22 protein-coding genes are annotated in these 25128 nt (G+C 65.8%); 13 read left to right on the forward strand and 9 right to left on the reverse strand.

Features of this window, described 5'->3' with window-relative positions:
- The first annotated feature begins 21 nt into the window (after nucleotides 1-21).
- On the forward strand, nucleotides 22-2034 hold the full coding sequence (locus G3545_RS05835; RefSeq protein WP_170010702.1) for a hypothetical protein: 2013 nt from the start codon (nucleotides 22-24) through the stop codon (nucleotides 2032-2034).
- A 158-nt stretch (nucleotides 2035-2192) separates the two neighbouring features.
- Here G3545_RS05835 and aspS read toward each other — a convergent pair whose 3' ends face one another.
- The 3 genes from aspS to G3545_RS05850 all read right to left on the reverse strand — a co-directional run bounded on the left by aspS (nucleotide 2193) and on the right by G3545_RS05850 (nucleotide 4858).
- Nucleotides 2193-3965: an aspartate--tRNA ligase gene (aspS, locus tag G3545_RS05840; protein ID WP_170010704.1), complete on the reverse strand. Its 1773-nt coding sequence runs from the start codon at nucleotides 3963-3965 to the stop codon at nucleotides 2193-2195.
- A gap of 111 nt (nucleotides 3966-4076) precedes the next feature.
- The gene (locus tag G3545_RS05845; protein ID WP_170010706.1) at nucleotides 4077-4559 is read right to left on the reverse strand and encodes a DUF992 domain-containing protein; all 483 of its coding nucleotides are present in this window, start codon (nucleotides 4557-4559) and stop codon (nucleotides 4077-4079) included.
- A gap of 113 nt (nucleotides 4560-4672) precedes the next feature.
- Nucleotides 4673-4858, reverse strand: a complete 186-nt coding sequence (locus G3545_RS05850) for a hypothetical protein (RefSeq protein WP_170010708.1) — start codon at nucleotides 4856-4858, stop codon at nucleotides 4673-4675.
- 113 nt (nucleotides 4859-4971) lie between these two features.
- Here G3545_RS05850 and rnd point away from each other — a divergent pair, with 113 nt between their 5' ends.
- On the forward strand, nucleotides 4972-6129 hold the full coding sequence (gene rnd, locus G3545_RS05855) for a ribonuclease D (RefSeq protein WP_170010710.1): 1158 nt from the start codon (nucleotides 4972-4974) through the stop codon (nucleotides 6127-6129).
- 7 nt (nucleotides 6130-6136) lie between these two features.
- Here the strand turns inward: rnd and G3545_RS05860 are convergent, their stop codons facing one another.
- Nucleotides 6137-7039 carry a LysR family transcriptional regulator gene (locus G3545_RS05860; protein WP_170010712.1) on the reverse strand — a complete coding sequence of 301 codons (903 nt, stop codon included), beginning with the start codon at nucleotides 7037-7039 and terminating at the stop codon, nucleotides 6137-6139.
- A gap of 143 nt (nucleotides 7040-7182) precedes the next feature.
- On the opposite strand from G3545_RS05860, the gene G3545_RS05865 reads away from it, so the two are divergent.
- Entirely contained in the window at nucleotides 7183-7956 is a 774-nt protein-coding gene (locus tag G3545_RS05865; protein WP_170017930.1) for an SDR family oxidoreductase, read from the forward strand.
- A 36-nt stretch (nucleotides 7957-7992) separates the two neighbouring features.
- Here the strand turns inward: G3545_RS05865 and ppx are convergent, their stop codons facing one another.
- The 4 genes from ppx to G3545_RS05885 form a co-directional block, all read right to left on the reverse strand.
- Nucleotides 7993-9510 carry an exopolyphosphatase gene (ppx, locus tag G3545_RS05870; RefSeq protein WP_170010714.1) on the reverse strand — a complete coding sequence of 506 codons (1518 nt, stop codon included), beginning with the start codon at nucleotides 9508-9510 and terminating at the stop codon, nucleotides 7993-7995.
- 4 nt (nucleotides 9511-9514) lie between these two features.
- On the reverse strand, nucleotides 9515-11680 hold the full coding sequence (locus G3545_RS05875; protein ID WP_246702866.1) for an RNA degradosome polyphosphate kinase: 2166 nt from the start codon (nucleotides 11678-11680) through the stop codon (nucleotides 9515-9517).
- Nucleotides 11681-11822: 142 nt separating this feature from the next.
- Nucleotides 11823-12530 carry a chromosomal replication initiator DnaA gene (locus G3545_RS05880; protein WP_170010718.1) on the reverse strand — a complete coding sequence of 236 codons (708 nt, stop codon included), beginning with the start codon at nucleotides 12528-12530 and terminating at the stop codon, nucleotides 11823-11825.
- Between the two features lie 4 nt (nucleotides 12531-12534).
- Nucleotides 12535-13623: an AI-2E family transporter gene (locus tag G3545_RS05885; RefSeq protein ID WP_170010720.1), complete on the reverse strand. Its 1089-nt coding sequence runs from the start codon at nucleotides 13621-13623 to the stop codon at nucleotides 12535-12537.
- 169 nt (nucleotides 13624-13792) lie between these two features.
- Between G3545_RS05885 and G3545_RS05890 the strand changes: the two genes are divergently transcribed.
- The 6 genes from G3545_RS05890 (at nucleotide 13793) to G3545_RS05915 (ending at nucleotide 20836) form a co-directional block, all read left to right on the forward strand.
- Nucleotides 13793-15808 carry a HAMP domain-containing sensor histidine kinase gene (locus G3545_RS05890; RefSeq protein ID WP_170010722.1) on the forward strand — a complete coding sequence of 672 codons (2016 nt, stop codon included), beginning with the start codon at nucleotides 13793-13795 and terminating at the stop codon, nucleotides 15806-15808.
- Nucleotides 15798-16451, forward strand: a complete 654-nt coding sequence (locus G3545_RS05895; RefSeq protein ID WP_170010724.1) for a response regulator — start codon at nucleotides 15798-15800, stop codon at nucleotides 16449-16451. Before G3545_RS05890 ends, G3545_RS05895 begins: the two co-directional genes overlap by 11 nt.
- Nucleotides 16452-16524: 73 nt before the next feature.
- On the forward strand, nucleotides 16525-16920 hold the full coding sequence (locus G3545_RS05900) for a response regulator (RefSeq protein WP_170010726.1): 396 nt from the start codon (nucleotides 16525-16527) through the stop codon (nucleotides 16918-16920).
- A 79-nt stretch (nucleotides 16921-16999) separates the two neighbouring features.
- The gene (locus tag G3545_RS05905) at nucleotides 17000-18733 is read left to right on the forward strand and encodes an arylsulfatase (RefSeq protein WP_170010728.1); all 1734 of its coding nucleotides are present in this window, start codon (nucleotides 17000-17002) and stop codon (nucleotides 18731-18733) included.
- Between the two features lie 57 nt (nucleotides 18734-18790).
- The gene (locus tag G3545_RS05910) at nucleotides 18791-19846 is read left to right on the forward strand and encodes an HAD family hydrolase (RefSeq protein ID WP_170010730.1); all 1056 of its coding nucleotides are present in this window, start codon (nucleotides 18791-18793) and stop codon (nucleotides 19844-19846) included.
- Between the two features lie 69 nt (nucleotides 19847-19915).
- Nucleotides 19916-20836 (forward strand): formylglycine-generating enzyme family protein, encoded by a 921-nt coding sequence (locus tag G3545_RS05915; protein WP_170017931.1) that lies wholly within the window; start codon nucleotides 19916-19918, stop codon nucleotides 20834-20836.
- Between the two features lies 1 nt (nucleotide 20837).
- Here G3545_RS05915 and G3545_RS05920 read toward each other — a convergent pair whose 3' ends face one another.
- A complete protein-coding gene (locus G3545_RS05920) occupies nucleotides 20838-21368 on the reverse strand; it encodes a CDP-alcohol phosphatidyltransferase family protein (protein WP_170010732.1) in 531 nt (176 codons plus the stop codon).
- A gap of 146 nt (nucleotides 21369-21514) precedes the next feature.
- Here G3545_RS05920 and G3545_RS05925 point away from each other — a divergent pair, with 146 nt between their 5' ends.
- From G3545_RS05925 to G3545_RS05940, 4 genes are all read left to right on the forward strand, one after another.
- Nucleotides 21515-22660, forward strand: a complete 1146-nt coding sequence (locus tag G3545_RS05925) for a benzoate/H(+) symporter BenE family transporter (protein ID WP_170010734.1) — start codon at nucleotides 21515-21517, stop codon at nucleotides 22658-22660.
- Nucleotides 22661-22724: 64 nt separating this feature from the next.
- Nucleotides 22725-23804 (forward strand): phosphoribosylformylglycinamidine cyclo-ligase, encoded by a 1080-nt coding sequence (purM, locus tag G3545_RS05930; RefSeq protein WP_170010736.1) that lies wholly within the window; start codon nucleotides 22725-22727, stop codon nucleotides 23802-23804.
- Nucleotides 23792-24451, forward strand: a complete 660-nt coding sequence (gene purN / locus G3545_RS05935) for a phosphoribosylglycinamide formyltransferase (protein ID WP_170010738.1) — start codon at nucleotides 23792-23794, stop codon at nucleotides 24449-24451. The genes purM and purN overlap by 13 nt, the downstream gene beginning before the upstream one ends.
- A 23-nt stretch (nucleotides 24452-24474) precedes the next feature.
- Nucleotides 24475-25089, forward strand: a complete 615-nt coding sequence (locus G3545_RS05940; RefSeq protein WP_170010740.1) for a Pr6Pr family membrane protein — start codon at nucleotides 24475-24477, stop codon at nucleotides 25087-25089.
- Nucleotides 25090-25128: the final 39 nt, after the last annotated feature.

A 25128-nucleotide genomic window follows, 5' to 3' on the forward strand; every position in this document is an offset into this window, starting at 1 on the left:
GCGCCTCTCAGGTCGAGATCCATGCGTAGAATCGCCATTGCCGTCCTCGTGCTCGTCGTCGCTGCCCTTGCCGGCTATTTCGGCGTCAACGCCTACGCGCAGAACGAAGCAGAGCGCCAGGTCACGACGCTGTTCGGCAATCTCGAAGCGGGTGGGCTGAAGGCGAACCACGGCACGGTGGGGTTCGACCTGTTCGCCCGCCGTCTCGACATTGCCGCCATCAATCTGGCGACGCCCGATGGCGGCGGCGCGACGAGCATCGGCCGGGTGACCGCCAGCGGCTTTTCGCCGCCGGTCGACGGGAGGGTGAAGGCGGCGAAGATCGAGATCGCCGACATCGCCTTTGACGGGCCGAGCCCGTTCTATGCCGGCATCAAGACCGGCTACCGCATCCCGCTCATCACCATCGAGAATTATGAAGGCCCGGAGAACGTCGCCGCCTCCAGCTCCGAGCCGTGGCAATTGCTGCTGAGCTTCCTCGAATCGGCCTCCGCCAGTTCGGTGAGCGCGCCGGGCTTCACCATCACCACCAATGCCGGGACCGGCGATGGCGTTACCTCGAGCAGTTTCAATTACGGGCCGACGCGTCTGTCCGACATTGCCGGCGGCAAGATCGCGACCATGCAGATCGCGGCCGCGACCTTCGCCATCGACAGCGCCGGCAAGCTGCCGGGCACCTCGGCGAAGGGCGAAATCAGCGCCATGACCGCCAAGGCGATGGACATCGGCGCCATGATCGCGCTGGTCGATCCCGAGCGCCGCGCCGCGGCCACCACCTTCCGCACACTCTATGAGAGCATCGAGGCCGACGGCTACAAGATCAGCTTCGACAACGGCATCGCGCAGCAATGGAAGAAGGTCACGCTAGGCAAGGTGGCGGTGAAGCCGTCGGCGCTGCCGGTCGACCAACTCATGGCCTTCAGCCGCCGCATGCAGGAATTGCAGGCCAAAGACGAGACCGCGCCCCCCGCCGAGATCGCCGGCATGCTGGCTGCCATGGCCGGGCTCTATGGCGCGATCGAGCTCGGCGGCATGACGCTCGATGAATTGACGATGCAGCAGCCGGATGTGACCGACTTCACGCTGAAGACGCTGCTCATTGGCGAGATGAAGGATGGACGCGTCGGCACGGTGGCGCTGGAGGGTTTCAGCGGGAGCGACCCGTCCGGCAAGGCGGTGAAGATCGACCGCTTCGTGCTCAACGGGTTGCGGCCCGGCGAGCTGATGCAGCTCGGCGCCGATGCGGTCATCAACCCGGCCGAGCTGAACACGGCGCAGCACCATCTTGCCGCGCTGCGCGCGCTCGACGGCGTCGAGATCGAAGGCGTGGAGGCGCCGATCGGCCCCACCCCGGACGATGTGGTGAAGCTCGGCACCTTCCAGTTCTCCTGGGGCGGCTTCATCGGACCGGTGCCATCTAAGATGGCGACGAGCCTGCGCATCTCCGGCCCCATCGCCCAGCTTGCCAATGAGGAGCCGTTCTCGCTGCTGGTGGCGAGCGGCATGAACCGCGCCAGCCTCGCCTTCGACGGCGGGCTGAACTGGAACGAGGCGGACAAGACCGTCACCGCCGCGCCGCTGTTCGTCGAGATCGGCAACGCCTTCTCCGCCTCGGCCAAGGTGACGCTTACCGGCATCGACAAGGCGAGCTTCTTCTCCGCCGACGAGGCCGAGGCGCTCAAGGGCACGCTGGCCTCCAATCTCGGCTCCATCGACGTCGCCCTCACCGATGCCGGCATCTATGAGATGAAGCTGAAGCAGGTTGCCGAAGACCAGGGCGCGACGCCGGAGGCGGTGCAGCAGATGACGGTGGGCATCGCCCAGATCTTCGCCCAGCAGCTCACCTCCGACCGGCCGGAACTGGGGGGCGCGGCGAAGGCGATCATCGACTTCCTCTCGGCGCCGAAGGGCAAGCTGGTGCTGAAGATCACGCCGAAGGCCAGCCTGCCGCTGATCACCGTGGTGAAGGCCGCCAACGACGACCCGATGAGCCTGCTCGACCTGGTGAACATCGAGGCGACGGCGTCGCGGTGAGGGTGCGCTGCTTCAGCCTCCTTCGAGGCTCTCTGCGCTCGCACCCCCGCAGTTGGCCATGGGCCAACTGCTAGGGATGACCTGGTTATAAATGCGACGTCATCCTGAGGTGCCGGCCAACGGCCGGCCTCGAAGGATGCCCACGCAGAGCGCGCGTCTCACTTCTCCGGCAGGTTCGTCCGGATGTGCAGCTCGCGCAGCTGCTTCGGGCTGGCCTCGTTCGGCGCGCCCATCAGCAAGTCCAGCGCCTGCTGGTTCATCGGGAAGATCGAGATCTCCCGCAGGTTCGTGGTGCCGCACAGCAGCATGACGATGCGGTCGACGCCGGCGGCCATGCCGCCATGGGGCGGCGCGCCGTACTGGAAGGCGCGGTACATGCCGCCGAAGCGGTCTACCACTTCCTTCTCGCCATAGCCGGCGATCTCGAACGCCTTCACCATCGCCTCAGGGCGATGGTTGCGGATGCCGCCGGAGGCGATCTCATAGCCGTTGCAGGCGATGTCGTACTGGAACGCCTTGATGGTCAGCGGATCCTGGCCGTTCAGCGCCTCCAGCCCGCCCTGCGGCATGGAGAAGGGGTTGTGCGAGAAGTCGACCTTCTTGTCGTCCTCGTTCCACTCATACATCGGGAAGTCGACGATCCAGGCCAGCTCGAAGCGGTCGAAATCGACCAGCTTCAATTCCTCGCCGACCTTGGTGCGCGCCGCGCCTGCAAACTTCACGAACTTCAAGGGATCGCCGGCGACGAAGAAGGCGGCATCGCCCTCCTTCAGGCCGAGCTGTTCGCGGATCGCGGCAGCGCGCTCCGGGCCGACATTGTTGGCGATCGGGCCGGCGCCCTCCCCGCCTTCACGCCACATGATGTAGCCGAGGCCGGGCTGGCCCTCGCCCTGCGCCCAGGAGTTCATGCGGTCGCAGAAGGCTCTGCTGCCGCCGGTCGGGCCGGGGATGGCCCACACCTGGTTGGCCTCGCTCTCCAGCATGCGCGCGAACACCTTGAAGCCGGAGCCGCGGAAATGCTCGGAGACGTCCTGCATCACCAGCGGGTTGCGCAGGTCCGGCTTGTCGGTGCCGTATTTGCGCATCGACTCGGCGTAGGGGATGCGCGGCCAGTTCTGCGTGACCGGCTTGCCCTCGGCGAATTCCTCGAACACGCCACGGATCACCGGCTCGACGGCGGCGAATACGTCTTCCTGCTCGACGAAGCTCATTTCCAGGTCGAGTTGGTAGAACTCGCCCGGCAGGCGGTCGGCGCGCGGATCCTCGTCGCGGAAGCAGGGCGCGATCTGGAAGTAGCGGTCAAAGCCGCTCATCATGATCAGCTGCTTGTATTGCTGGGGCGCCTGCGGCAGCGCGTAGAACTTGCCGGGATGGATGCGGCTCGGCACCAGGAAGTCGCGGGCGCCTTCCGGGCTCGATGCGGTAAGGATCGGCGTCTGGAACTCGAAGAAGCCCTGGCCCTTCATGCGCAGGCGCATCGCGTCGATGATCGCCCCGCGCGTCATGATGTTCTTGTGCAGCTTCTCGCGGCGCAAATCGAGGAAGCGGTAGCGCAGCCGCGTCTCCTCCGGATATTCCTGCTCGCCGAACACCGGCAGCGGCAATTCGGCGGCCGGGCCGAGCACTTCGATGTCGGTGGCATAGAGCTCGACCTGCCCGGTCGGCAGGTCCGGGTTCTCGGTGCCGGCCGGGCGCAGGCGCACGCGGCCATCGATGCGGACCACCCATTCCGAACGCAGCGTCTCGGCGAGCTTGAAGGCCGGGCTGTCGGGATCGGCCACCACCTGGGTCAGGCCGTAATGGTCGCGCAGGTCGATGAACAGCACGCCGCCATGGTCGCGGATGCGATGGCACCAGCCAGAAATGCGCGCATTCTCCCCCACATCCGTGGCGCGAAGGGCTCCGCAGGTGTGCGAGCGATAACGGTGCATGGTGCGTTCTTCCTGGGCCGGCAACACGAAAAACCCCTCCGCGGGGCGCGCGGAGGGGTGCATGCAGGTGTCGGTTTTGTCAAGGAACGTCGGACAAAACGGACGCAGCGATCAGGGCACGTAGCGCAGGGTAAGGCCCGCGGCGCCCAGCGCCAGCGAGGCGCCGACATTGCCCTCGACCGAGAACGGGTTGAGCGCGAACGCCTTGTCGGCGCCGATCAGCGCATTGCCGGCAACGCCGACGCCGAGTGCGATGTCGCCGGTGGCGCCGACATAGGTACCGGCCAGCGCGCCGGGCGCGACCTGCGCGGTCACCGCCAGCACGCCCCAGGTCATGATGCCCGCGCCGGTGACGCCGAGATCGAGGCCAACCGTGGTGATGGAGCCGGCATAACGCTGCGGCAGGTCACCCTGGCTGGAGCTGAAGGTGCAGGTCATCTCCTGCTTGGAGGTTACGATCCAGCCGATGCTGGCTTTGACATGGCACACCAGCACACCGACATCGACGCGGTCGGCGGCCTCGGCACGCGGCGCTGCCGCCACGGATCCGGCAACGCATGCAACGGCGGCGAGCGCCGCCAACGTCATCTTCATGGTCCTATTCCCCCAAGGCCCGGCCGGCCTCGCCGACCCTCAGCCTCGCGGAAAGACATAAATGAAGTCGGGCGCAGGTGCACCCCCGACTTCAGCGCTTTGCGCCGGCAATCTTAATCGCGCGGTGCATCCGGTCGGTCGGCGGGGTGGCCCGGGGCGTTCTCGGGGTCGCCGAGCGAGGGCTGCACCGTCTGCTTCGGCTGGCGCCTGCCGGGAATCACCCGGGCATCGCCGGTCGAACGCAAGGCGCGGCGCTCCTGCTCGCGGGCGGATTCGATGGTCCTGGTGGTCTCGCGCATGAGATTTCTCCTCTCTTCCTGTAGGGCAACAGGCGCATAGCGGCCTTGTTCCGTACAAAACCTCACCTTTCCGGCTGACAATTCCGCTCCGGCTCCGTTATGAAACAGGGAGCATGGACATGATCAGTTCGACATCCGACCTCGCTGGTGCCTGCGAACGCCTCGCGCGCCATCCGTTCATCACGGTCGACACCGAATTCCTGCGGGAAACGACCTTCTGGCCGAAGCTCTGCGTCGTCCAGCTCGCCAGCCTCGACGAGGCGGTGGTGGTCGATGCGCTCGCCGAGGGGCTCGACCTCGCGCCGTTCTTCGAGCTGATGGCGAATGAGCAGGTGCTGAAGGTGTTCCATGCCGCGCGGCAGGACATCGAGATCGTGTGGCACCTCGCGGGCATCGTGCCGCACCCGGTGTTCGACACCCAGGTCGCCGCCATGGTGCTCGGCCACGGTGATTCCATCTCCTACGACCAGCTGGTGCAGCGCCTGACCGGCCATGTGCTCGACAAGTCGCTGCGCTTCACCGATTGGTCGCGGCGCCCGCTCTCGACCGCGCAGATCACCTATGCCGAGGCCGACGTCACCCATCTGCGCGACGTCTTCGTGAAGCTCGACGCCGACCTCGCCAAGCGGGGCCGCAGCGAATGGGTGAGCGAGGAGATGGCGGTGCTGACCTCGCCTGAGACCTATCGGCAGGAGCCGGAGCACGCCTGGGAGCGGCTGCGCTCGCGCGCCCGCAAGCCCAAGGAGCTCGGCGTGCTGATCGAGGTGGCGGCGTGGCGCGAGCGCGAGGCGCAGGGCCGCGACATGCCGCGCTCGCGCATCCTGAAGGACGAAGTGATCGGCGAGATCGCCACGCAGCAGCCGACGACGCCGGAGCGGCTGGCGCAGTTGCGCTCCATCCCCAAGGGGTTCGAGCGCTCGCGCGCCGGCGAGCAGATTCTGGAAGCGGTGAAGGCCGGGCTGGCGCGCGATCCCAAGACGCTGCCGCGCATCGAACGCGAGCGGCCGCTCTCCAACGGCGCCTCGGCGACGGTGGAGCTCTTGAAGGTGCTGCTGCGCATGACCTCGGAGCAGCACGGCGTCGCCGCCAAGATCATCGCCACGGTGGACGATCTCGAACAGATCGCCAGCGAGGACGAGGCCGAGGTCGGCGCCCTGCGCGGCTGGCGCCGCGAATTGTTCGGCGAACGGGCCTTGGCGCTCAAGGCGGGGCGCCTCGCGCTCGCCATGCAGCGCGGCCGGGTGATCGCACTGGAACGGCCGGGGGAGTAAGCCGCCCTTACGTCAGCAACTCCCGCCGCAGCAGCGCTTCCAGCCAATCGGCAAAGACCTGGAGCCGGCGGGAGAGATGCTGGCGGTGCGGGTAGAGCAGCGTCATCGGCATCGGCGTGGCGCGATGGTCCGGCAGCACCTCGACCAGTTCGCCCGCCGCCAGATCGGACTTCACGTCATAGGCCGGGATCTGGATCAGGCCGAGCCCCGCGAGGCAGCAGGCGATGTAGGATTCGGCGTTGTTGACGGTGACGCGGCCGCGCATCGGCAGGCTGCGCAACGCGCCGTTCTCCATCCATTCCCAGTCCTCGACACGCCCGCTCGATGGCGAGGCGTAGTTCACGGCGAGATGCGCGCCGAGATCGGCCGGGGTTTGCGGCACGCCATGGCGTTCGAGATAATGCGGGCTCGCGACATTGATGAGCTGCAGTTCGCCGATGCTGCGGGCGATGAGGCCGGAATCGCTCAAGGGGCCGACGCGCAGCACGCAGTCGACACTGTCCTCGACGAGATTGACCATCCGGTCGGTGAGGCCGAAATCGATGTCGATCTCGGGATAGAGCGCGAGGAACTCCGGCAAGACGGGCGCGATGATCAGGCGGCCGATCCGTCCGGGAACATCGATCCGCAACTTGCCGGCCGGACCTGTCGCCTGCTGCCGGAAGAGGTTTTCCGCCTCCTCGACATCGGCGACCAGTTGCAGGCAGCGCTCGTAGAATGCGGCGCCATCCTGCGTCGGGGCGACCTTGCGGGTGGTGCGGTGGAGCAGGCGGGCGCCGACGCGCAGTTCCAGATCGTGGATCGCCGCAGAGACTGACGAACGCGGCAGCCCGAGCGTATCGGCTGCGCGGGTGAAGCTCGCGCATTCGACCACGCGCGCGAAGGTGCGGAACAGGTCGATGCGATCCATGGCCTCCGCCGCGCCAATTGTTCGCCATTACTGACAAGTCATGTCAGCAATGGGCAGTTTATGGCGCCAGGCTAGACGATATGGTCCGCTGCGGAAAGCGGCTGCGCAAGGTGGCCCGCTCGACGGCACAGAAGGCCAGGGCCATGACCGACCACAGCATCAAGGGCAAGACCGTTCTCATCGCGGGCGGGGCGAAGAATCTCGGCGGGCTGCTCGCCTATGATCTCGCCCTGCACGGCGCGAAGGCGGTGGCGATCCACTACAACAGCGCATCAACCAAGGCTGCGGCGGACGACACCGTCGCGGCGATCAAGGCCACCGGCGCCGAGGGCGTCGCCTTCCAGGGCGACCTGAGCACGGCCGGCGCGGTGGAGGCGCTGTTCGCCGATGCCATTGCTGCGGTCGGCAGGCCGGACATCGCCATCAACACGGTCGGCAAGGTGCTGAAGAAGCCGTTCGTCGAGATCACCGAGGCCGAGTATGACGAGATGACCGCGGTCAACTCGAAGTCCGCCTTCTTCTTCATCAAGGAGGCCGGCCGGCATCTCAATGAGAATGGCAAGATCTGCACGCTGGTGACGTCGCTGCTCGGCGCCTTCACGCCGTTCTATGCCGCCTATGCCGGCACCAAGGCGCCGGTCGAGCATTTCACGCGCGCCGCCTCCAAGGAATTCGGCGAGCGCGGCATATCGGTGACGGCGATCGGGCCCGGCCCGATGGACACGCCCTTCTTCTATCCGGCCGAGGGTGCCGACGCGGTCGCCTATCACAAGGGCGCAGCGGCGCTGTCGAAATTCTCCAAGACCGGCCTCACCGATATCGAGGACATCGTGCCCTATATCCGCTTCCTGGTCTCGGACGGCTGGTGGATGACCGGCCAGACCATCCTGGTCAATGGCGGCTATACGACGAAGTAGGCCTCTGCCCGCGGCGGCGTCCGTGGGCGCCGCTCCTCATCCCGTCGAGATCACCGAGTCGCGGCCGATCAGGCGGGCCAGCGTCTTCAGGCGCGAGGCGATGCGCTCGCCGGCGAGCATGGCCAGTTCGCCTTCGAGGTGCAGCACCAGCTTGCCGCGATCGACGGTGAGCGGTGCGGACGGCAGCGTGTCGGGCATCGAAGCCGAGACCAGATAGGCGACGCGCATTGCCGCGCCGAGGATGCGGGCGCGGTCCAGCAGGCGGGTCGTCACCAGTTCGCGGATACGCGGCGAGAGCTCGTCGTCGATCAGCCCGACATGGCGGTAGAAGATCGACAGAGCGAGGAAGGCGCGGCCCGGATGGTCGACGCCGATGAAGGCGGCGTGGGCAATGATGTTCAGGCTCTGCTCGCCGCGATAGTCGGGATGGGCGCGCCAGCCGATATCGGCGAGCAGGCAGGCGGCGTGGCGCAGCCGCTTCTCCTCGACGCTCTCGTCGATGCCGGTCGAGGCCATGAACTTGTCGGTCCACTCCGCCAGTTCCTCGCCATGGCGCGGCGAGCGCGAGCGCAGCCAGTTCAGCTCGGTCGCGGCGGCGATCAGCGGATCGGTGCGCTGCTCCTCGTCGGAGAGCGCCTCATAGAGCAGGCCCTCGCGCACGCCGAGCGCGGAGACATGGATGCTCTCCGGCTTGCCGAGTCGAATGATGTGCTCCAGCACCAGCGCGCCATAGGCCAGCAGCGGCCGCCGCACCTCGGAGACCATCTCGATCTTGGAGAGGGTATCGGTCGGCACGCGGCGGATGAGGCGGCAGAATTCCAGCGCCTCCTTGGCCGGCATGACATAGCCGTGCATCACATGCAGCGGATAGCCGCGCTGCCACATGTGCAGGCGGGTAAGCGCGCGCCAGGTGCCGCCCACCGCATAGAAAGCCCGGCCCTGGAGGTGCTCCAGATGGCTGCTGCCGGCCAGCGCTTCCTTGACGATCTTCTCGGCCTTCTTCAGCGAGCGGCCGGAGGCGTCCTGCAGAGCGAGACCGCCGAGCTGGAAGGTGGCGCCGGAGCCGATGCGGTGGCCGTGCAGGTCGGCCAACTCAAGCGAGCCGCCGCCGAGATCGCCCACCACGCCATTGGCGCGGTGCACGCCGGAGACCACGCCGAGCGCGGAGAGCTGGGCCTCGCGCTTGCCGGACAGCAATTCGACCTCGGTGCGGCAGATCGCCGAGCATTGGGCGATAAAGTCCGGACCATTGGTGGCGTCGCGCGCGGCGGCGGTGGCCAGCACCTGGAGCCGGCCGACGCCCATATGGTCGCACAGCGCGCGGAAGCGGCGCAGCACGCTGAGCGCCTTCTCCACCGCCTCGGCGTTCAGGCGCCTGGTGGTCGCCACCTCGCGCCCGAGCCCGCATGACGCCTTCTCGTTGAAGATAGGCGTCGGCGAGCGCGACAGGCGCTCATAGACCACAAGGCGCACGGAGTTGGAGCCGATGTCGATGACAGCGACTGGGGCCCCCGCAACGAGGCGGCCCGGCGCCTCGCGGCTGACTTCGATCATCGCGTCACGAACGTTCGCGGCGGCGGACGAGGCTGCGCGGAGAAGATTCTTTAAGTGATTTGCCACGTCCAGATAGACTCGGATTGGTCATGAAATACTGGTGGGCGTTGAACGACTCATCGCCCGGGCCCGGCACTATGCGTTCGGAGGTTCCGTCAGGCAATAGACGCCAGCTTTGCTGGTTATCTTCGAAGTTGGCGACCATGATCTGGTCCAGTATCTGCATGTGCACGGTCGGATTGACGATCGGGCACAATGATTCAACTCGGCGATCAAGGTTGCGCGGCATCAGGTCGGCGGAGGAGATATACACAGCCGATTTCGGGCTCGGCAGGCCGTGGCCATTGCCGAAGGCATAGATGCGCGAATGCTCGAGGAAGCGCCCGACGATCGATTTGGCGCGGATATTGTCGGACAGACCCGGCAAACCAGGACGCAGGCAGCAGATGCCGCGCACCACGATGTCGATCGGCACGCCGGCCTGGCTCGCATCATAGAGCGCGTCGATGATCACCGGATCGACCAGCGAGTTCATCTTCAGCCAGATGGCGGCAGGCTTGCCGGCCTTGGCGAAGCCGATCTCGGCCTCGATGTGGTCGAGGATGCGCGTCTTCAGCGTCAGCGGCGACACCGACATCGCCTCCAGCTCCGCCGGCTCGGCATAGCCGGTGATGAAGTTGAAGATGCGCGCCACGTCGCGGCCGATCACCGGATCGGCGGTGAAGTAGGAGAGGTCGGTATAGATGCGCGCCGTGATCGGGTGGTAGTTGCCGGTGCCGACATGGCAGTAGCTCGCCAGACTGCCGCCCTCGCGGCGCACCACCAGCGAGAGCTTGGCGTGGGTCTTCAGCTCCAGGAAGCCGAACACCACCTGCACGCCGGCGCGCTCCAGGTCGCGGGCCCAGCGGATGTTGGCTTCCTCGTCGAAGCGAGCCTTCAACTCGACCAGCGCGGTGACCGACTTGCCGGCCTCGGCGGCCTCGGCGAGCGCCTTCACGATCGGGCTGTCGGACGAGGTGCGGTAGAGCGTCTGCTTGATGGCGACGACGTTGGGGTCGCGCGCCGCCTGGCGCAGGAACTGCACCACAACGTCGAAGCTCTCATAGGGATGGTGGACGACGAGGTCCTTTTCGCGGATCGCCGCGAAGCAGTCGCCGGCATGGTCGCGGATGCGCTCGGGGAAGCGCGCATTATACGGCTTGAACTTCAGGTCCGGCCGCTCCAGCGAGACCAGCTGGCTGAACTCGTTCAGCGCCAGCACGCCGTCGACCAGGAAGATCTCGTCGCCGGCGACGCCGATCTCGCGGGCGACGAAGTTGCGCAGTTCCTCCGGCATCGAGGCGTCGACCTCCATGCGGATCACCGAGCCACGGCGCCGGCGCTTCAGCGCACTCTCGAACAGGCGGACCAGGTCCTCCGCCTCCTCCTCGACTTCGAGATCGCTGTCGCGGATGACGCGGAAGCCGCCCTGCCCCCTCACCTGATAGCCCGGGAACAGGCGGCCGATATAAAGCCCGATCATCTGTTCCAGGGTGATGAAGCGCATCGTGCCCTGGGCATCGTCCGGCAGGCGGATGAAGCGGTCGATCTTGGCCGGCACGCGGATCAGCGCGTTCATCGAGCGCCCGTCGCTGATGCGCGAGAGCTGGAGCGCCAGCGAGAAGCCGAGATTGGGGATGAAGGGGAATGGGTGCGCGGGATCGATGGCGAGCGGCGTCAGCACCGGGAAGACGTGATTGAGGAAATGCTCGTCGAGCTGCTGGCGATCGCTCTTCTTCACGTCGGCGCCGTCGACCAGCACGATACCCACCTTGGCGATGGCGATACGCAATTCGCGCCAGCGCGCCTGCTGGTCGCTGGCGAGCTTGGCCACCTCGGCGGAGATGACGGTCAGCTGGGCGGAGGGCGAGAGTCCGTCCGGGCTCTTGGCGGTGATGCCTTCGCGCACCTGCTCCTTCACGCCGGCGACGCGCACCATGAAGAACTCGTCGAGATTGTTCGCCGAGATCGAGAGGAAGCGAAGCTGCTCCAGGAGCGGATGGTCGAGGTTGGAGGCCTCCTCCAGCACGCGGCGATTGAACTCGATCCAGGACAACTCACGATTGATGAAGCGGTCCGGGCTCGTCATCCAGTCGAATGCCGGTTCAGCCGGAGCCACCTGCTCACGAATCGCTTCCGCCACCGGCTGCTCCTGTTTCTGCGCCACGGTCATGCCCCGTTATACGCTGTTCGGCGGCCGCCGCGCCGCTTTTTACGGCGGACCTTCGCCGTCCATCATGACGGCTCGATGACGCTGGGGGAACGTCGGTTGATCAACCATCCTCGTCGGTTTCGCCGTTGCCGGACGGCGGTTGCGCGCGAAGCAGTTCGGAGGCCAACGATTTGTTGAGCGGGCGCTTGCGCGCCAGCGCCTCACGGTCGAGCGCGGCGACAAGATCGCGCAGCGCCGCCAGCGAGCGCTCCATGCGCGCCAGCATGAAGGGCACCAGCCCCTCCTCCGGGGTGATCTGCCGGTCGGCGAACAGCTTGAACGCCACCGCCGCGAGCAACGCATCGTCCGGTGCGCCGATCTCGACCGCCGGCACTGCACGCAGCCGCGAGGCGAGGTCGGCGGTGGCGAGCCCCGCCGCCAGCGCCGCCGGGGCGCGACGCGCCGTCATCAGCACATTGGCGCGCTGCTCGCCGGCGAGGTTCATCAGATGGAACAGCGCCGCCTCGTCAAAGGCATCGTCGCCGATATCCTCCAGCACCAGCGCGCCCTCCGCGAGCGCGCGGGGCACCGTCGCGGCATCGAGCGCGCCGGCGGGCAGGATGGCGGCTCCGCTGCGCGCGGCGAAGATGCTGGCGAGGTGGCTCTTGCCGGAGCCTTCCGGCCCGATCAGCGCAACGATGAGCGCCGGCCACTCCGGCCAGGCGTCGATCAGTGCCAAAGCGTCGCGGTTCGACGGCGCGGCAAGGAAATCCGCCCGCGCCCGGCTCTCCGGGTGCGGCAGGTCGAGCGGAATCTGGCGCGCAGCCATGGTCTCAACTCACTCCGCCATCCGCCGGGTCGGTCTCCTCCCCGGTATAGAGCGGACTGTGAAGATATTGGTAAAGCGCGAAGCGCATCAGCACGCCGATCGCCGCCGCCATCGGCACCGCGAGCAGCAGGCCGAGGAAGCCGAGCACATAGCCGAAGGCGAGCAACGCGAACATCAGCCAGACCGGGTGCAGGCCGACGCTGTCGCCGACCAGCTTGGGCGAGAGAATATAGCCCTCGATGAACTGCCCGAACAGGAAGATGCCGGCGATGATCGCGATCATGCCCCAGTCGGGGAAGAACTGCACGATGGCGACGCCGACCGCCAGCACCAGCCCGGTGAGCGAGCCGACATAGGGGATGAAGGTGATGACGCCGGAGACGAAGCCGATCACCAGGCCGAAATTCAGCCCGGAAATGGTGAGCGCGATCGAATAGAAGGCGCCGAGGATGAGGCACACCGCCGCCTGCCCGCGCACGAAGCCGGCAATGGCGCTGTCCATCTCGCGGGCGATCTCGCGGATGGTCTCGCGATTGTTCAAAGGCAGCCAGGAATCGACCTTCTCCACCATGCGGTTCCAGTCGTTCAGCATGTAGAAGGCGACGACCGGGGTGATGACCAGCAGCGAGAACAGCGAGATCAGCGCCTGCCCGCCGGTCCAGATCGACTGCAGCAAGGTGAGCATATAGGCCGCGCCCTGGGTGACGAGGTCGCTCATGCTGCGCTGGATATTGGGTAGCCGGTCGCCGATCACCGAGCGCAGCCAGCGAGCACCCTCCCCGGTGGCCAGCGACTGGAGCTTGAGGATGTATTCTGGCAGCCGCTCCAGGAAGGCGGCGAACTGGCTGCCGAGGATCGGTATGACCAGCAGCATCAACATGATGATGCACATCAGCGCCAGCCCGATCACCACCAGCGAGGCGATGAGGCGGTCGATGCCGAGGCGCTCCAGCCGCGTGGTGATGGGGTTGAGGAAATAAGCCAGCGCGAGGCCGGCGACAAAGGGTATCAGCACCCCGCTCAGCAGCCAGCATAGCAGGACGAAGCCGACCAGCACGGCCAGCCAGAACTTTACCTGTCGATGCAGGACCATCCGAACTGCGCCTTCCGACAACGCTTTGTGCTTGGCCTCGCGCCCGACCCCGCGCTCCGCCTTACGCTTGGTACGCCCGATTCATTGATACAGGACAAACACGGCACGGGCGATTGTGCAAAAGGCGCGGCCCTGTCGCCGGCCGCGGGGGCGAATTTGGCGGAAGCGCGTGGCCGCGTACGAGCACGCAGGGGCGCCCTACGCCACCGACGAAACTTCAGGTAGCATCAACCACTTGTTGGCGGTCGGGGGGCAAGCTGTGCGTTCGTGCGGGCCGAGCCTCTTTGAATGGGCCAAACTCGGTCGGCGGTGGCTTTGCTCCGCGCCGCTTCTGATCTTCTTGATCCTTGTAGCATCGTCTCCTGGTGGTCGAAGCGAAGCAGCTTCGGAAGCCAGGCACGTCCTTGTGCTTTATGAAAACAACCGGCTGCTTCCGGCCAATGTCGAGGGGGATCGCGGACTCAATCAGGTCCTTTCCGGTCGGGAGGGAAACACCGTCGTCAGCACCGAATTCCTCGATGCGCCGCGTTTTACCGGCCAGGACTATGTGCAGACGGTCGTCACCTTCCTTCGTGAAAAATACACCGCCCATCCCCCTGATGTCATCGTTGCAGCAGGGAACGGAGCATTGGGCTTCCTGCTCAACAATCGGACGAAACTTTTCCCATCTGTCCCGGTCGTATTCATGGGCGTCGACTTCGCGTTCGTGAAGCTGAAGCAGCCATTGCCCACGGACGTCGTCGGCATTCCGGTCGAGTATGATCTGGCGGGGACGATAGACCAGGCTCTGAAATGGCATCCAGACGCCAAGCGGCTCGTCGTGGTTACCGGCGCGTCGGCGCCCGATCGCGAAATGGAGGCCTCGCTAAAAGCTTTGACAGGACAATTCGCCGGGCGAGTTACCACAGAGTTCCTGGGCGGCCTGCCGACCGATGAAGTGCTGAAGCACCTCGGCGCGCTTGATCGCAATACGGTGGTGTTCACGCCAGGCTACTTCCAGGATGGCGCAGGCCGCGATTTCGCCCCTCGCGAGGCAGCGCGGGCAATGGCAGCGGCTTCCACCGCCCCGGTCTACGGGCCTTACAACACCTTCATCGGTGTCGGCATTGTCGGCGGCGCGATGCCAAGCTTCGAGGCCATGGGGCGCGAAGCCGGGGGTATCGTGAACCGGTTGTTCACCGGTACTGACCCCGCGACATTGCAATTGCCGCAGATCATGCCAACCACGCTGAATGTCGACTGGCGGCAAGTTCGACGCTGGGGCATCAGCGAGAGCGAGATCCCCCCTGGTACGGTCGTGCATTTCAAGGAGCCGACATTCTGGGAGGCGTACAAGACCGAGGCGCTCATTGCGATTGCAATCGTCCTCCTGCAATCGGGATTGGTTGCAGGGCTATTGATCGAACGTCGCCGCCGTCGAGGCGCCGAGGCTTCGGTAGACAAGCACCGCTTTGAACTTGCGCACGCTTCCCGTCTGGCGATTGCGGGCGAGCTGACAGCCTCGATTGCCCATGAGATCAACCAGCCGCTGGGTGCCATCCTCAGCAATGTGAACGCGGCTGAGTTGATGCTCCATTCCGGCACCGCCCAGGCCAGCGAGCTCCAGCAGATTCTTGGCGACATACACCGCGACAATATCCGCGCCAGCGAAGTCATCCGCAGGCTCAGGAGCCTTCTCACCAAGCACCAGGTCGAACGCAAGGTCATCGACCTGAATGACTCGCTCGCAGACATGGCAACGATACTGCGTGCAGAGGCACACCGTCGGCGCGTAACTCTCGCAATCCGGCCAGAGTTACCCAGTGTCGAGGTCATAGCCGACCGTATCCAGATGCAGCAGGTGCTGCTCAATCTCGCCCTCAATGCAATGGATGCTGTCAGCGACGTGCCGGATGAGCGAAAGACGGTCATGATTTCGACGGAGCGCCGCTTGGGAGACGCGCTCATAACCGTTCAGGATCGGGGCCACGGTATCGCTCCGGAGCATCGTTCAAAACTCTTCGACTCTTTCTTCAGCACCAAGCGCACCGGTATTGGCCTCGGATTGTCGATCGTGCGAACGCTTGTCGAAGCGCAGAATGGTAATGTGTGGGTAGAAGACGCGCCCGGCGACGGCGCAGTTTTCCGCGTGAGATTGCCGCTTGCTGGCCAGACTGCCTCGTGGGGGGAAGAAAATGACCACTAAGGCACAAATACACATCGTCGACGACGATGCCTCATTGCGAACCGCGCTTATCCGTCTGCTTGGCGCAGCCGGCTTCGACGCCGTCGGCTATGCGTCGACTGGCGACTATCTGCTTAGCCGACCGGAGAGCCGTCATGGATGCCTGTTGCTCGATGTCAGGCTGCCGGCCGGGCCCTCGGGTCTCGACCTCCACGCTGCCTTACGGGAACTCGGCGCCGACCTGCCGGTGGTGTTCATGACAGGGCACGCCGACGTGCCGACGTGTCTGCGCGCAATGAAGGCCGGCGCGGTCGATTTCCTGGAAAAGCCGATCAAGGCGGAGACGCTGCTCGAAGCGGTGCGGCGCGCTCTTGCACTCGACCTGCAACGGCGCACCGAGCGAACCCAGGAAGAAAGCCTGAGCAACAGGTACGGCTCGCTTTCTCCCCGGGAGAGGCAAGTGTTCGATGGCGTCATAGCCGGCAAGCTCAACAAGCAGATTGCCGACGAACTCGGCGTCGCCGAGCGCACGGTGAAAGCGCAGCGCGCTCATATGATGGAAAAACTGGGGGTCGGATCATCCGCCGAGCTCGGCCGACTTGCCGAGCGCCTCATGCGCATCCGCGATATCAGGGGCCTCCAGAGCGAGGCAAACAGCCCTTAAGGGAAATCCGACCTGCCCTTGCGTCCAATGGGCCAAGCCGGATTTGGGTGCAATGGTGGCCATTGGAGGATCCATGGCCACCGCCCGGGTTGTCATAATAGATGATGACGACAGCATGAGAAAAGCGCTCCAGCGCTTGCTCGCGGCCGCGGGATTCCAACCCGTCGCCTACGGCTCCTCGGAAGCATTTTTGGAGGATAGCGCGGATAGCCGTTCCAGCTGCATCGTATGCGACCAGAATTTGCCGGCAATGCCCGGGCTTGAATTACTGCAACTCATTCGTAAACGACAAGAAGAAATCCCGTTCATCCTGATTACCGCGTTCGACAGTCCCGGTTTAGGCGCCCGCGCGCTCAGTGACGGCGCCATTGCCTATCTCACCAAACCATTTGCCGGCTTCGAACTGATCGAAGCCATCCGGGAAGCAATTGCCCTTTCGGGCAAATCGCGTCGCCCGTCGGCCCAATAGTCGCTGGCGCCGCTACGCGCGATGGTGGCGCGCATCCTTGGGTCGGGTGCAACCAATGAGCAGCTATGGGAGCCTCAAGATGGACATTCGATCGAAATCGTGGTGGGCCTCCACCGCCCTGGCAGGTGGACTAGCAATAGCGGCGACGGTCGGACACGCGCAGCCCGCAGCGGCGCAGACACCGGCCAAGCCCAACATCCTCTTCATCATGGGCGACGACATCGGCTACATGCAGCCGAGCATCTACCATCGTGGCCTGATGGTCGGCGAGACGCCGAACATCGATCGCATCGGCCGGGAGGGCGCGCTCTTCACCGACTACTATGCCGAGCAAAGCTGCACGGCCGGGCGCAACGCCTTCTTCACCGGCATGCATCCCCTGCGCACCGGCATGATCCCGCCGCAACTGCCGGGCAGCCCGTCCTATCTGCGCCCGGGCACGCCGGCGCTCGCCAAGTTCCTGTATGACCTCGGCTATTCCACCGGCGAGTTCGGCAAGAACCATCTCGGCGACCACACCGACGCGCTGCCGACCGCGCACGGCTTCCAGGAATTCTGGGGTTATCTGTATCACCTCGATGCCATGCAGGGCGTCAGCTTCCCGGACATCAACAAGACCCCGACGGAACAGACCGTCGCGCCGCCTTGCCGCAACACCCCGGTTCCGGGCCTGAGCGAGCCTCCCGGCGCGGTCGATCCCAAGACCACGCTCTGCCTCATGCCGCCTCGTCCCGTGCTGGCGTGCAAGTCCTCGGACGGCACCTCAGCGAACCAGACCTGCAAGGACGAAGGCCCCCTCACGCTCGAGCGCTCCAAGACGGTCGATGAGGAAATCTCGAGCAAGGTGATCGATTTCCTCGATCGCAACAACCCCGCAAGTACCGGCAAGCCGTTCTTCGTCTGGTACAATCCCGCCCGCATGCACATCACCACCGTGCTGTCGGACAAGTACAACAACATGATCGGCGAGCCCGGCGGCAAGGACTGGGGCGCCAACGAAGCCGGCATGAAGCAGATGGACGACAATATCGGCTATGTCCTCAAGAAGCTCGAGGAGATGGGCCAACTCGACAACACCATCATCATGTTCACGACCGACAACGGCGCCGAGACCATTACCTTCCCCGACGGCGGCACCACCCCGTTCAAGGGCGGCAAGCTGAGCACGTGGGAGGGTGGCATGCGCGCACCTCTGGTCGTGCGTTGGCCGGGCCACATAGCGCCGGGAACCGTGAAGACCGACATCTTCGCCTCGCTCGACTGGCTGCCGACGCTGGTGGACATCGCCGGCGGCGAAAAGGGCAACGACCTCAAGGCGCGGATCGAGAAGGGTGCTTACCCCGGTATCGTCAAGACCACGCTCGACGGTGTGAATGAGCGTGACTACCTCGAAGGAAAATCGCCGAAGTCGGCACGCAACACCTTCTTCTATTATTCCGGTAAGGACCCGTCCGCGGTCCGCTACAAGAACTGGAAGATGTACTTCGCGATGGTTTCGGACGATCCGGCCGGCTTCCTGACCGGCGTGGTGCCCTATCACTGGACGCAGGTCGTCAACATCAAGCGCGATCCCTTCGAAACCTCGATCGGCCAGCAGTACAAGACACTCTTCGGCATGGGCGGTGCTCTTACCTCACCTTCGACGGCTTATGTCTATGATTGGAACATGCTGCCGATCGGCCAGGCGCTCTGGCTGAAGGAACTCTCAAGCTACATCGACTATCCTCCGCTGCAGGATCCGGCGAGCTACAACCTCGAACAGGTCATCCAGCAGGTGAAGGCAATGAGGACGTCCAGTCGCGCCGGCGAATAGCGGCGGTTGAGAAAGTGGCGGGCGTCCTGCGCCCGCCTCCCAACCTGGGGGTTGAACATGCCGCACGGATCTCTCGTCGCAATCACCCGCCGGGCCGCGGCGGCGGCGCTGCTTCTGCTGGCGATGCTGGCGGCATCGGTGCCCGCCTTGGCACAGGGCGCCTCGCCGGGTGCCGATCCGCTCCCGTCCTGGAACGACGGCCAGGCCAGGCAGGCGATCCTGGACTTCGTCAATAAAACGACCGAGCAGGCGAGCCCGGATTTCGTCCCTGCCGACGACCGGGTCGCCACCTTCGATCAGGATGGGACGTTGTGGGTCGAACAGCCCTCCTACACCCAGTTCATCTTCTGCCTGGAGCGTGTTCCCGCAGTGGTGGCCAAGCGGCCGGAGCTCGCGAAGGTCGAGCCGTTCAAGACGGTGCTTTCCGGCAATAAGGAAGCCATCGCCAAGCTCACGATGAAGCAGCTCGAGACCATCGCCGTCGCCACCTTGACCGGCATGTCGGTCGACGACTTCAATGCCGAGGCGGTGAAATGGACGTCAAGCGCCAAGGACAAGCGTTTCGGCCGTCTCTACACCGAGCTTGTCTACCAGCCGATGCTCGAAGTGATGGCCTATCTGCGAGCCAATGGCTTTAAGACCTACATCGTCACCGGAGGCGGCCAGGATTTCGTGCGCTCCTATTCGCAGCGCGTCTACGGCGTCCCGGTCGAGCAGGTCGTGGGCACCGCGGGCGGGACGAAGTACGGCTATGGCAAGGATGGCAAGCCATTCCTGACGAAAGAGCCGAAGCTGCTGCTCAACGACAATAATGCCGGCAAGGCGGAAGGCATTCATCTGATGATCGGCCGTCGCCCCCATGCGGCGTTCGGCAATTCCACCGGTGACCAGCAGATGCTGGAATATACCAAGGGCGGTGACGGCGCGCGGCTCTCGGTGCTCGTTCTCCACGATGACGCGGAGCGCGAGTTCGCTTACGGTCCTGCACAGGGCCTCCCCGCCACCAAGGTCGGCACCTTCACGCAGGCGCTTTACGACGAGGCCAAAAAGGCGGGCTGGACCGTGATCAGCATGAAGAACGACTGGAAGCGCATTTTCCCGTTCGACAAATAGAAGAGAGCCAGTGTGAACAGAGCAGCCCGCGACCGCCAGCACTCCGCGCCGGCGCCTCTCGAGAGCGAGATGGTCTTCATCGCCGGCGGCACCTTCCGCATGGGCTCGGACCGGCATTATGCCGAGGAGCGGCCGGTGCACCGGGTGAGCGTCGACGGCTTCTTCATCGACGCGACGCCGGTGACCAACGCGCAGTTCCGTGCCTTCGTCGAGGCCACCGGCCATGTCACCGTGGCCGAGATCACGCCCGATCCCAAGGATTATCCGGGCGCACTGCCGCATATGCTGAAGGCCGGCTCGCTGGTGTTCACCCCGCCGGACCATCCGGTGGACCTGCGCAACTGGAGCCAGTGGTGGGCGTTCCGCTTCCGCGCGAACTGGCGCAAGCCTTACGGCCCGGGCTCCTCGATCAAGGGGCTCGACGACCATCCGGTGGTGCATGTCGCCTATGCGGATGCCGAAGCCTATGCCGCCTGGGTGGGCAAGTCGCTGCCGACCGAGGCCGAATGGGAATTCGCCGCCCGCGGCGGGCTGGAGGACACCGAATTCGCCTGGGGCGAGGAATTCAGCCCCGAAGGCCGGCAGATGGCCAATACCTGGCAGGGCGAGTTCCCGTTCCAGAACCTCGCGCTCGACGGCTTCGAGCGCACCTCGCCGGTGAAGTCCTTCCCCGCGAACGGCTACGGCCTCTACGACATGATCGGCAATGTGTGGGAATGGACCAGCGATTTCTGGTCGACCCGCCATCCCCAGGACGCGCCGAAGGCGTGTTGCGTACCGCTGAACCCACGCGGCGGGCCGGAGGCGGCGAGCTTCGATCCGACACAGCCGGAGATCCGCATACCGCGCAAGGTGCTGAAGGGCGGCTCGCATCTGTGCGCGCCGAACTATTGCCGCCGCTATCGCCCCGCCGCCCGCCATGCCGAGCCGGTCGACACCTCGACCAGCCATGTCGGGTTCCGCTGCGTGCGGCGCGGACCAGCTACGTAACTCACGCCGCCATGTGGCGGGCCCACTCGCCGAGATAGGCGGCGGCGGAGAGCGTGGTCAGCGCGCCGACCAGCACCATGCCGAGATCGAAGGCCGGTCCCGGCGGAAAGCCGAAGCCGAGCGAGGCCAGCACGAAGGCGGCGAACACGATCTGTGCCGCGGTGTTCAGCTTGGACACCACCAGCGGCCGGATGGTCACCGGCTTGTCCAGCACCCAGGACAGGATCACCGCCGAGACGATCATGATGTCGCGCGACACCACCGCGATCGCCACCCATTGCGGGACATAGCCGGCCACCGCCAGCGTCACATAGATCGAGACGAGGAGCGCCTTGTCGGCGAGCGGGTCGAGATAAGCGCCGAGTTCGCTCTGCAGGCCATAGCGCTTGGCGATGAAGCCATCGATGGCGTCGGAAATACCGGCAGCGAGGAACAGCCAGAAGGCGACGCCCGGCCGCCCGGAGACGATGGCCCATACCACCACCGGCACCGTGAAGATGCGGGCAATGGTTATGATGTTCGGAAGGTTCATTTTTTTCGGCGTTCCCCCATCATGAAATAATGCCGTACCGCTCGCTTGCCAAGGCAAGCTGCCGATAGGGCACCTGGTTCAGGCGGTGACGGCTCCCGCGGGACATGGCACAAGGCGGCTCCCGCCCGTGTAGCGCCCCGTGTTCCATGCGCCCTTCCATCGCCATCTCCGCCATCGTCGCCGCTCTCGTCGGGTTCGGCGGCACGCTCGCGCTCATCGTCTCCGCCGCGCAGGCGGTGGGCGCCAGCCCGGAGCAGACCTCCTCCGGCGTGCTGGGCCTTTGCCTCTCCATGGCGCTGACGACGCTGTTCCTCAGCGTGCGGCACCGCATTCCGATCGTGACCGCCTGGTCGACGCCCGGCGCGGCACTGATCGCCGCCTCGCACGGGCTCACGGTGGGTACGGCGACCGGCGCCTATCTGCTGGTCGGCGTGCTGATCCTGCTGACCGCCACGGTGAAGCCGCTCGGCACCCTGGTGCAGCGCATCCCGGTGTCGATCGCCGCGGCGATGCTGGCAGGCGTGCTGTTCCGCTTCGCCGCCGCGGTCTTCACCTCGGCGCAGGCCGACCCGGCGCTGGTACTGCCGCTTGTGGTGCTGTTCCTCGTCGCCCGCCGCGTCAGCCCGTTCGGTGCGGTGCTGGTGGTGCTCGGCGTCGGCGTCGCGCTCGCCTTCGCGCTTGGCCGGGTCGGGCCGCTGCCTGCCGGGATCCCGCTGCCGAGCATCACGCCGATCATGCCGGAGTTCGATGCTCAGGTGCTGATCGGCATCGGACTGCCGCTCTATCTCGTCACCATGGCGTCGCAGAACCTGCCCGGCTTCGCGGTGCTGCAGGCGGCCGGCTACAAGCCGCCGGTTACCTCGATCCTCACCGCCACCGGCATCGCCTCGCTCCTCACCGCCCCGTTCGGCTCGTTGACCAGCAACGTTGCCGCCATCACCGCCTCGCTCTGCACCGGGCCGGACACCCACCCGGACCCGGACAAGCGCTGGATGACCGGGCCGTTCTACGCGGCGAGCTATCTGGTGCTGGCGGTTGGCGGGGCTTCCATCGTGGCGCTGATCGCCGCGCTGCCGGCGGGACTGGTGGCGACCTTTGCCGGGCTGGCCCTGCTCGGGCCGCTGGCGAACGCGCTCGGCACCGCGCTGCACGACATCACAAGGCGCTTCCCAGCGGTACTGACGCTCGCGGTTACCGCCTCGGGCGTCTCGCTCGCCGGTATCGGCTCCGCCTTCTGGGGGCTGGCGGCGGGATTGCTGGCACTCGCCATCGATCATGCGCGGCGGAAGTAACTCTCCCCTGCTTGCCCCCCGCCGCATAAGCCGCTAATCCGCGCAGAACCTTCCGGGGGAGATGATGAGCGAGACGGACAAAGGCCTCAGCTATCGCGATGCGGGTGTCGATATCGACGCCGGCAACCGCCTTGTCGACCTCATCAAGCCGCTGGTGAAGGCGACGCGCCGTCCCGGCGCCGATGCCGAGATCGGCGGCTTTGGCGGGGTGTTCGATCCCAAGGCCGCCGGCTTCAAGGATCCCCTGATCGTCGCCACCACCGACGGCGTCGGCACCAAGCTGAAGATCGCCATCGAGACCGGCAAGCACGACACCATCGGTATCGACCTCGTCGCCATGTGCGTCAACGATCTCGTGGTGCAGGGCGCCGAGCCGCTGTTCTTCCTGGATTATTTCGCGACCGGAAAACTGGCCCCGGAAGTCGGCGCCAGCATTGTCGCCGGCATCGCCAAGGGTTGCCAGGAAGCCGGCTGCGCGCTGATCGGCGGCGAGACTGCCGAGATGCCCGGCATGTATGCCGAGGGCGACTACGACCTCGCCGGCTTCTCGGTCGGCGCCGTGGAGCGCGGCGAGTTGTTGCCGCTGCCGACCGTGCAGCCAGGCGACGTGCTGCTCGGCCTCGCTTCCTCCGGCGTGCATTCCAACGGCTATTCGCTGGTGCGCCGCATCGTCGAGCGCTCCGGCCTCGCGTGGGACGCCGAAGCCCCGTTCTGCCATGGCCATAGCCTCGGCGACGCCCTGCTGACGCCGACGCGGCTCTATGTGAAGTCCGCGCTCGCCGTCATCCGCTCGACCGGCAAGGTCAAGGCGCTCGCCCACATCACCGGCGGCGGCCTCACCGAGAACCTGCCGCGCGTGCTGCCGGCCGGCACGGTGGGACGGATCGACCTCTCCGGCCTGCCGGTGCCGCCGGTGTTCCGCTGGCTGGCGCAGACCGGCGGCGTCGCGGAGGCCGAAATGCTGCGCGCCTTCAATTGCGGGATCGGCATGGTGGTGATCTGCGATGCCGGTGACGCCGAGACGGTGGCGGACGCCTTCGCCGATGGCGGCGAGGAAGTGATCCACCTCGGCGCCGTCGAGCCCTGTACCGGCCCGTCGCGCACCATCTATGACGGCGCGCTCGACCTGGAATGCCCGCTGTGAGCGAGACGCGGGTCGGCGTCCTCATTTCCGGGCGCGGCTCGAACATGGCCTCGCTGATCGAGGCCGCCGCCCAGCCGGGCTATCCGGCCGAGATCGTCACCGTGATCTCCAACAAGGCGGATGCCGGCGGGCTGGTGCGCGCCGAGGAAGCCGGCATCGACACCGTGGTCATCGACCACAAGGCGCATGCCGACCGCGCCAGCTTCGATGCCGCGCTCGATGCGGCACTGGAAGAGGCGAAGGTCGAACTGGTCTGCCTCGCCGGTTTCATGCGGCTGCTCACCCCCGGCTTCACCGAGAAATGGCGGGGGCGGATGATCAATATCCATCCGGCGCTGCTGCCGAGCTTCCGCGGCCTGCACACCCATGAGCGGGCGCTGGAGGCCGGCGTGAAGATCCATGGCTGCACGGTGCATTTCGTGACGCCGGAAATGGATGTCGGCCCCATCATCATGCAAGCCGCCGTGCCGGTGCTCGAGGGCGACACCGCGGAACTGCTGGCTGCGCGCGTGCTGGCGCAGGAACACATCATCTATCCCGCCGCGCTGCGCCTGATCTGCGAAGGCCGGGCCCGGATTGAGGGCGAGCGGGTGGTGGTGGACGAATTCGAGGTGGCCGAGCGCGCGCTGGTGGCGCCGGGGATCTAGGGCAGCCCTGGCGGGGGTGATCAATGGGCAGCGAATCCGGTGCCGCGCGCATGGCCGCAGCGGCCATCGCATTGATCGGCTGGGTGGGGCTGGCGGTGCAGTTCAGCGCCACCTTCGAGCAAAGCGGGTCGCTTGCCGTCACCGTCTGGATCCTGCTCCGCTACTTCACCATCCTGACCAATCTGCTGGTGGCGATCGTGTTCACCGGCATCGCGCTCGGCAAGCCGGCATTCCGATCGCCGGCGCTGTTGGGCGGCATCACGCTGGCCATCCTGCTTGTCGGCGTCACCTATAATCTCGTGCTGCGCGGGCTGATCGAGTTACACGGCGCGGCGAAGCTGGCCAATTTCATCCTGCACGACATGGTGCCGGTTCTGGTGCCGCTGTTCTGGCTGCTCTTCGCGCCGAAGGGCGGCCTGCGGATTCGGGACGGCTTGCTGTGGTCGCTCTATCCGGGGGCGTATCTCGCCTATGCGCTGACCCGAGGCGAGATCGAGAACAAGTACGCCTATCCGTTCATGGACGTCGCAAAGATCGGCTGGCTCCAGACCGCCACCAACGCCTTCGTCATCCTGCTGGGCTTCCTGGCCGCCATCCTTGCGCTGGTCTGGCTGGATCGGCGCCTGACGAAGAAATAGTGCCAGCACTTCCGCGGTTGTCCGGCTGGAGCATCCTTC

It is taken from the genome of Starkeya sp. ORNL1, from assembly GCF_012971745.1.
Taxonomy (GTDB): domain Bacteria; phylum Pseudomonadota; class Alphaproteobacteria; order Rhizobiales; family Xanthobacteraceae; genus Ancylobacter.

What these genes read in the sequence shown, in the direction of transcription:
- G3545_RS05900 (WP_170010726.1), top strand. Translation starts at nt 16,525, where the DNA reads ATGGCCACCGCCCGGGTTGTCATAATAGATGATGACGACAGCATGAGA.
- G3545_RS05850 (WP_170010708.1), bottom strand. Translation starts at nt 4,858, where the DNA reads ATGCGCGAGACCACCAGGACCATCGAATCCGCCCGCGAGCAGGAGCGC.
- aspS (WP_170010704.1), bottom strand. Translation starts at nt 3,965, where the DNA reads ATGCACCGTTATCGCTCGCACACCTGCGGAGCCCTTCGCGCCACGGAT.
- purN (WP_170010738.1), top strand. Translation starts at nt 23,792, where the DNA reads ATGCCCGCTGTGAGCGAGACGCGGGTCGGCGTCCTCATTTCCGGGCGC.
- G3545_RS05920 (WP_170010732.1), bottom strand. Translation starts at nt 21,368, where the DNA reads ATGAACCTTCCGAACATCATAACCATTGCCCGCATCTTCACGGTGCCG.
- purM (WP_170010736.1), top strand. Translation starts at nt 22,725, where the DNA reads ATGAGCGAGACGGACAAAGGCCTCAGCTATCGCGATGCGGGTGTCGAT.
- ppx (WP_170010714.1), bottom strand. Translation starts at nt 9,510, where the DNA reads ATGATCGAAGTCAGCCGCGAGGCGCCGGGCCGCCTCGTTGCGGGGGCC.
- G3545_RS05925 (WP_170010734.1), top strand. Translation starts at nt 21,515, where the DNA reads ATGCGCCCTTCCATCGCCATCTCCGCCATCGTCGCCGCTCTCGTCGGG.
- G3545_RS05940 (WP_170010740.1), top strand. Translation starts at nt 24,475, where the DNA reads ATGGGCAGCGAATCCGGTGCCGCGCGCATGGCCGCAGCGGCCATCGCA.
- G3545_RS05895 (WP_170010724.1), top strand. Translation starts at nt 15,798, where the DNA reads ATGACCACTAAGGCACAAATACACATCGTCGACGACGATGCCTCATTG.
- G3545_RS05885 (WP_170010720.1), bottom strand. Translation starts at nt 13,623, where the DNA reads ATGGTCCTGCATCGACAGGTAAAGTTCTGGCTGGCCGTGCTGGTCGGC.
- G3545_RS05865 (WP_170017930.1), top strand. Translation starts at nt 7,183, where the DNA reads ATGACCGACCACAGCATCAAGGGCAAGACCGTTCTCATCGCGGGCGGG.
- G3545_RS05835 (WP_170010702.1), top strand. Translation starts at nt 22, where the DNA reads ATGCGTAGAATCGCCATTGCCGTCCTCGTGCTCGTCGTCGCTGCCCTT.
- G3545_RS05845 (WP_170010706.1), bottom strand. Translation starts at nt 4,559, where the DNA reads ATGAAGATGACGTTGGCGGCGCTCGCCGCCGTTGCATGCGTTGCCGGA.
- G3545_RS05880 (WP_170010718.1), bottom strand. Translation starts at nt 12,530, where the DNA reads ATGGCTGCGCGCCAGATTCCGCTCGACCTGCCGCACCCGGAGAGCCGG.
- rnd (WP_170010710.1), top strand. Translation starts at nt 4,972, where the DNA reads ATGGACATGATCAGTTCGACATCCGACCTCGCTGGTGCCTGCGAACGC.
- G3545_RS05910 (WP_170010730.1), top strand. Translation starts at nt 18,791, where the DNA reads ATGCCGCACGGATCTCTCGTCGCAATCACCCGCCGGGCCGCGGCGGCG.
- G3545_RS05860 (WP_170010712.1), bottom strand. Translation starts at nt 7,039, where the DNA reads ATGGATCGCATCGACCTGTTCCGCACCTTCGCGCGCGTGGTCGAATGC.
- G3545_RS05915 (WP_170017931.1), top strand. Translation starts at nt 19,916, where the DNA reads ATGGTCTTCATCGCCGGCGGCACCTTCCGCATGGGCTCGGACCGGCAT.
- G3545_RS05905 (WP_170010728.1), top strand. Translation starts at nt 17,000, where the DNA reads ATGGACATTCGATCGAAATCGTGGTGGGCCTCCACCGCCCTGGCAGGT.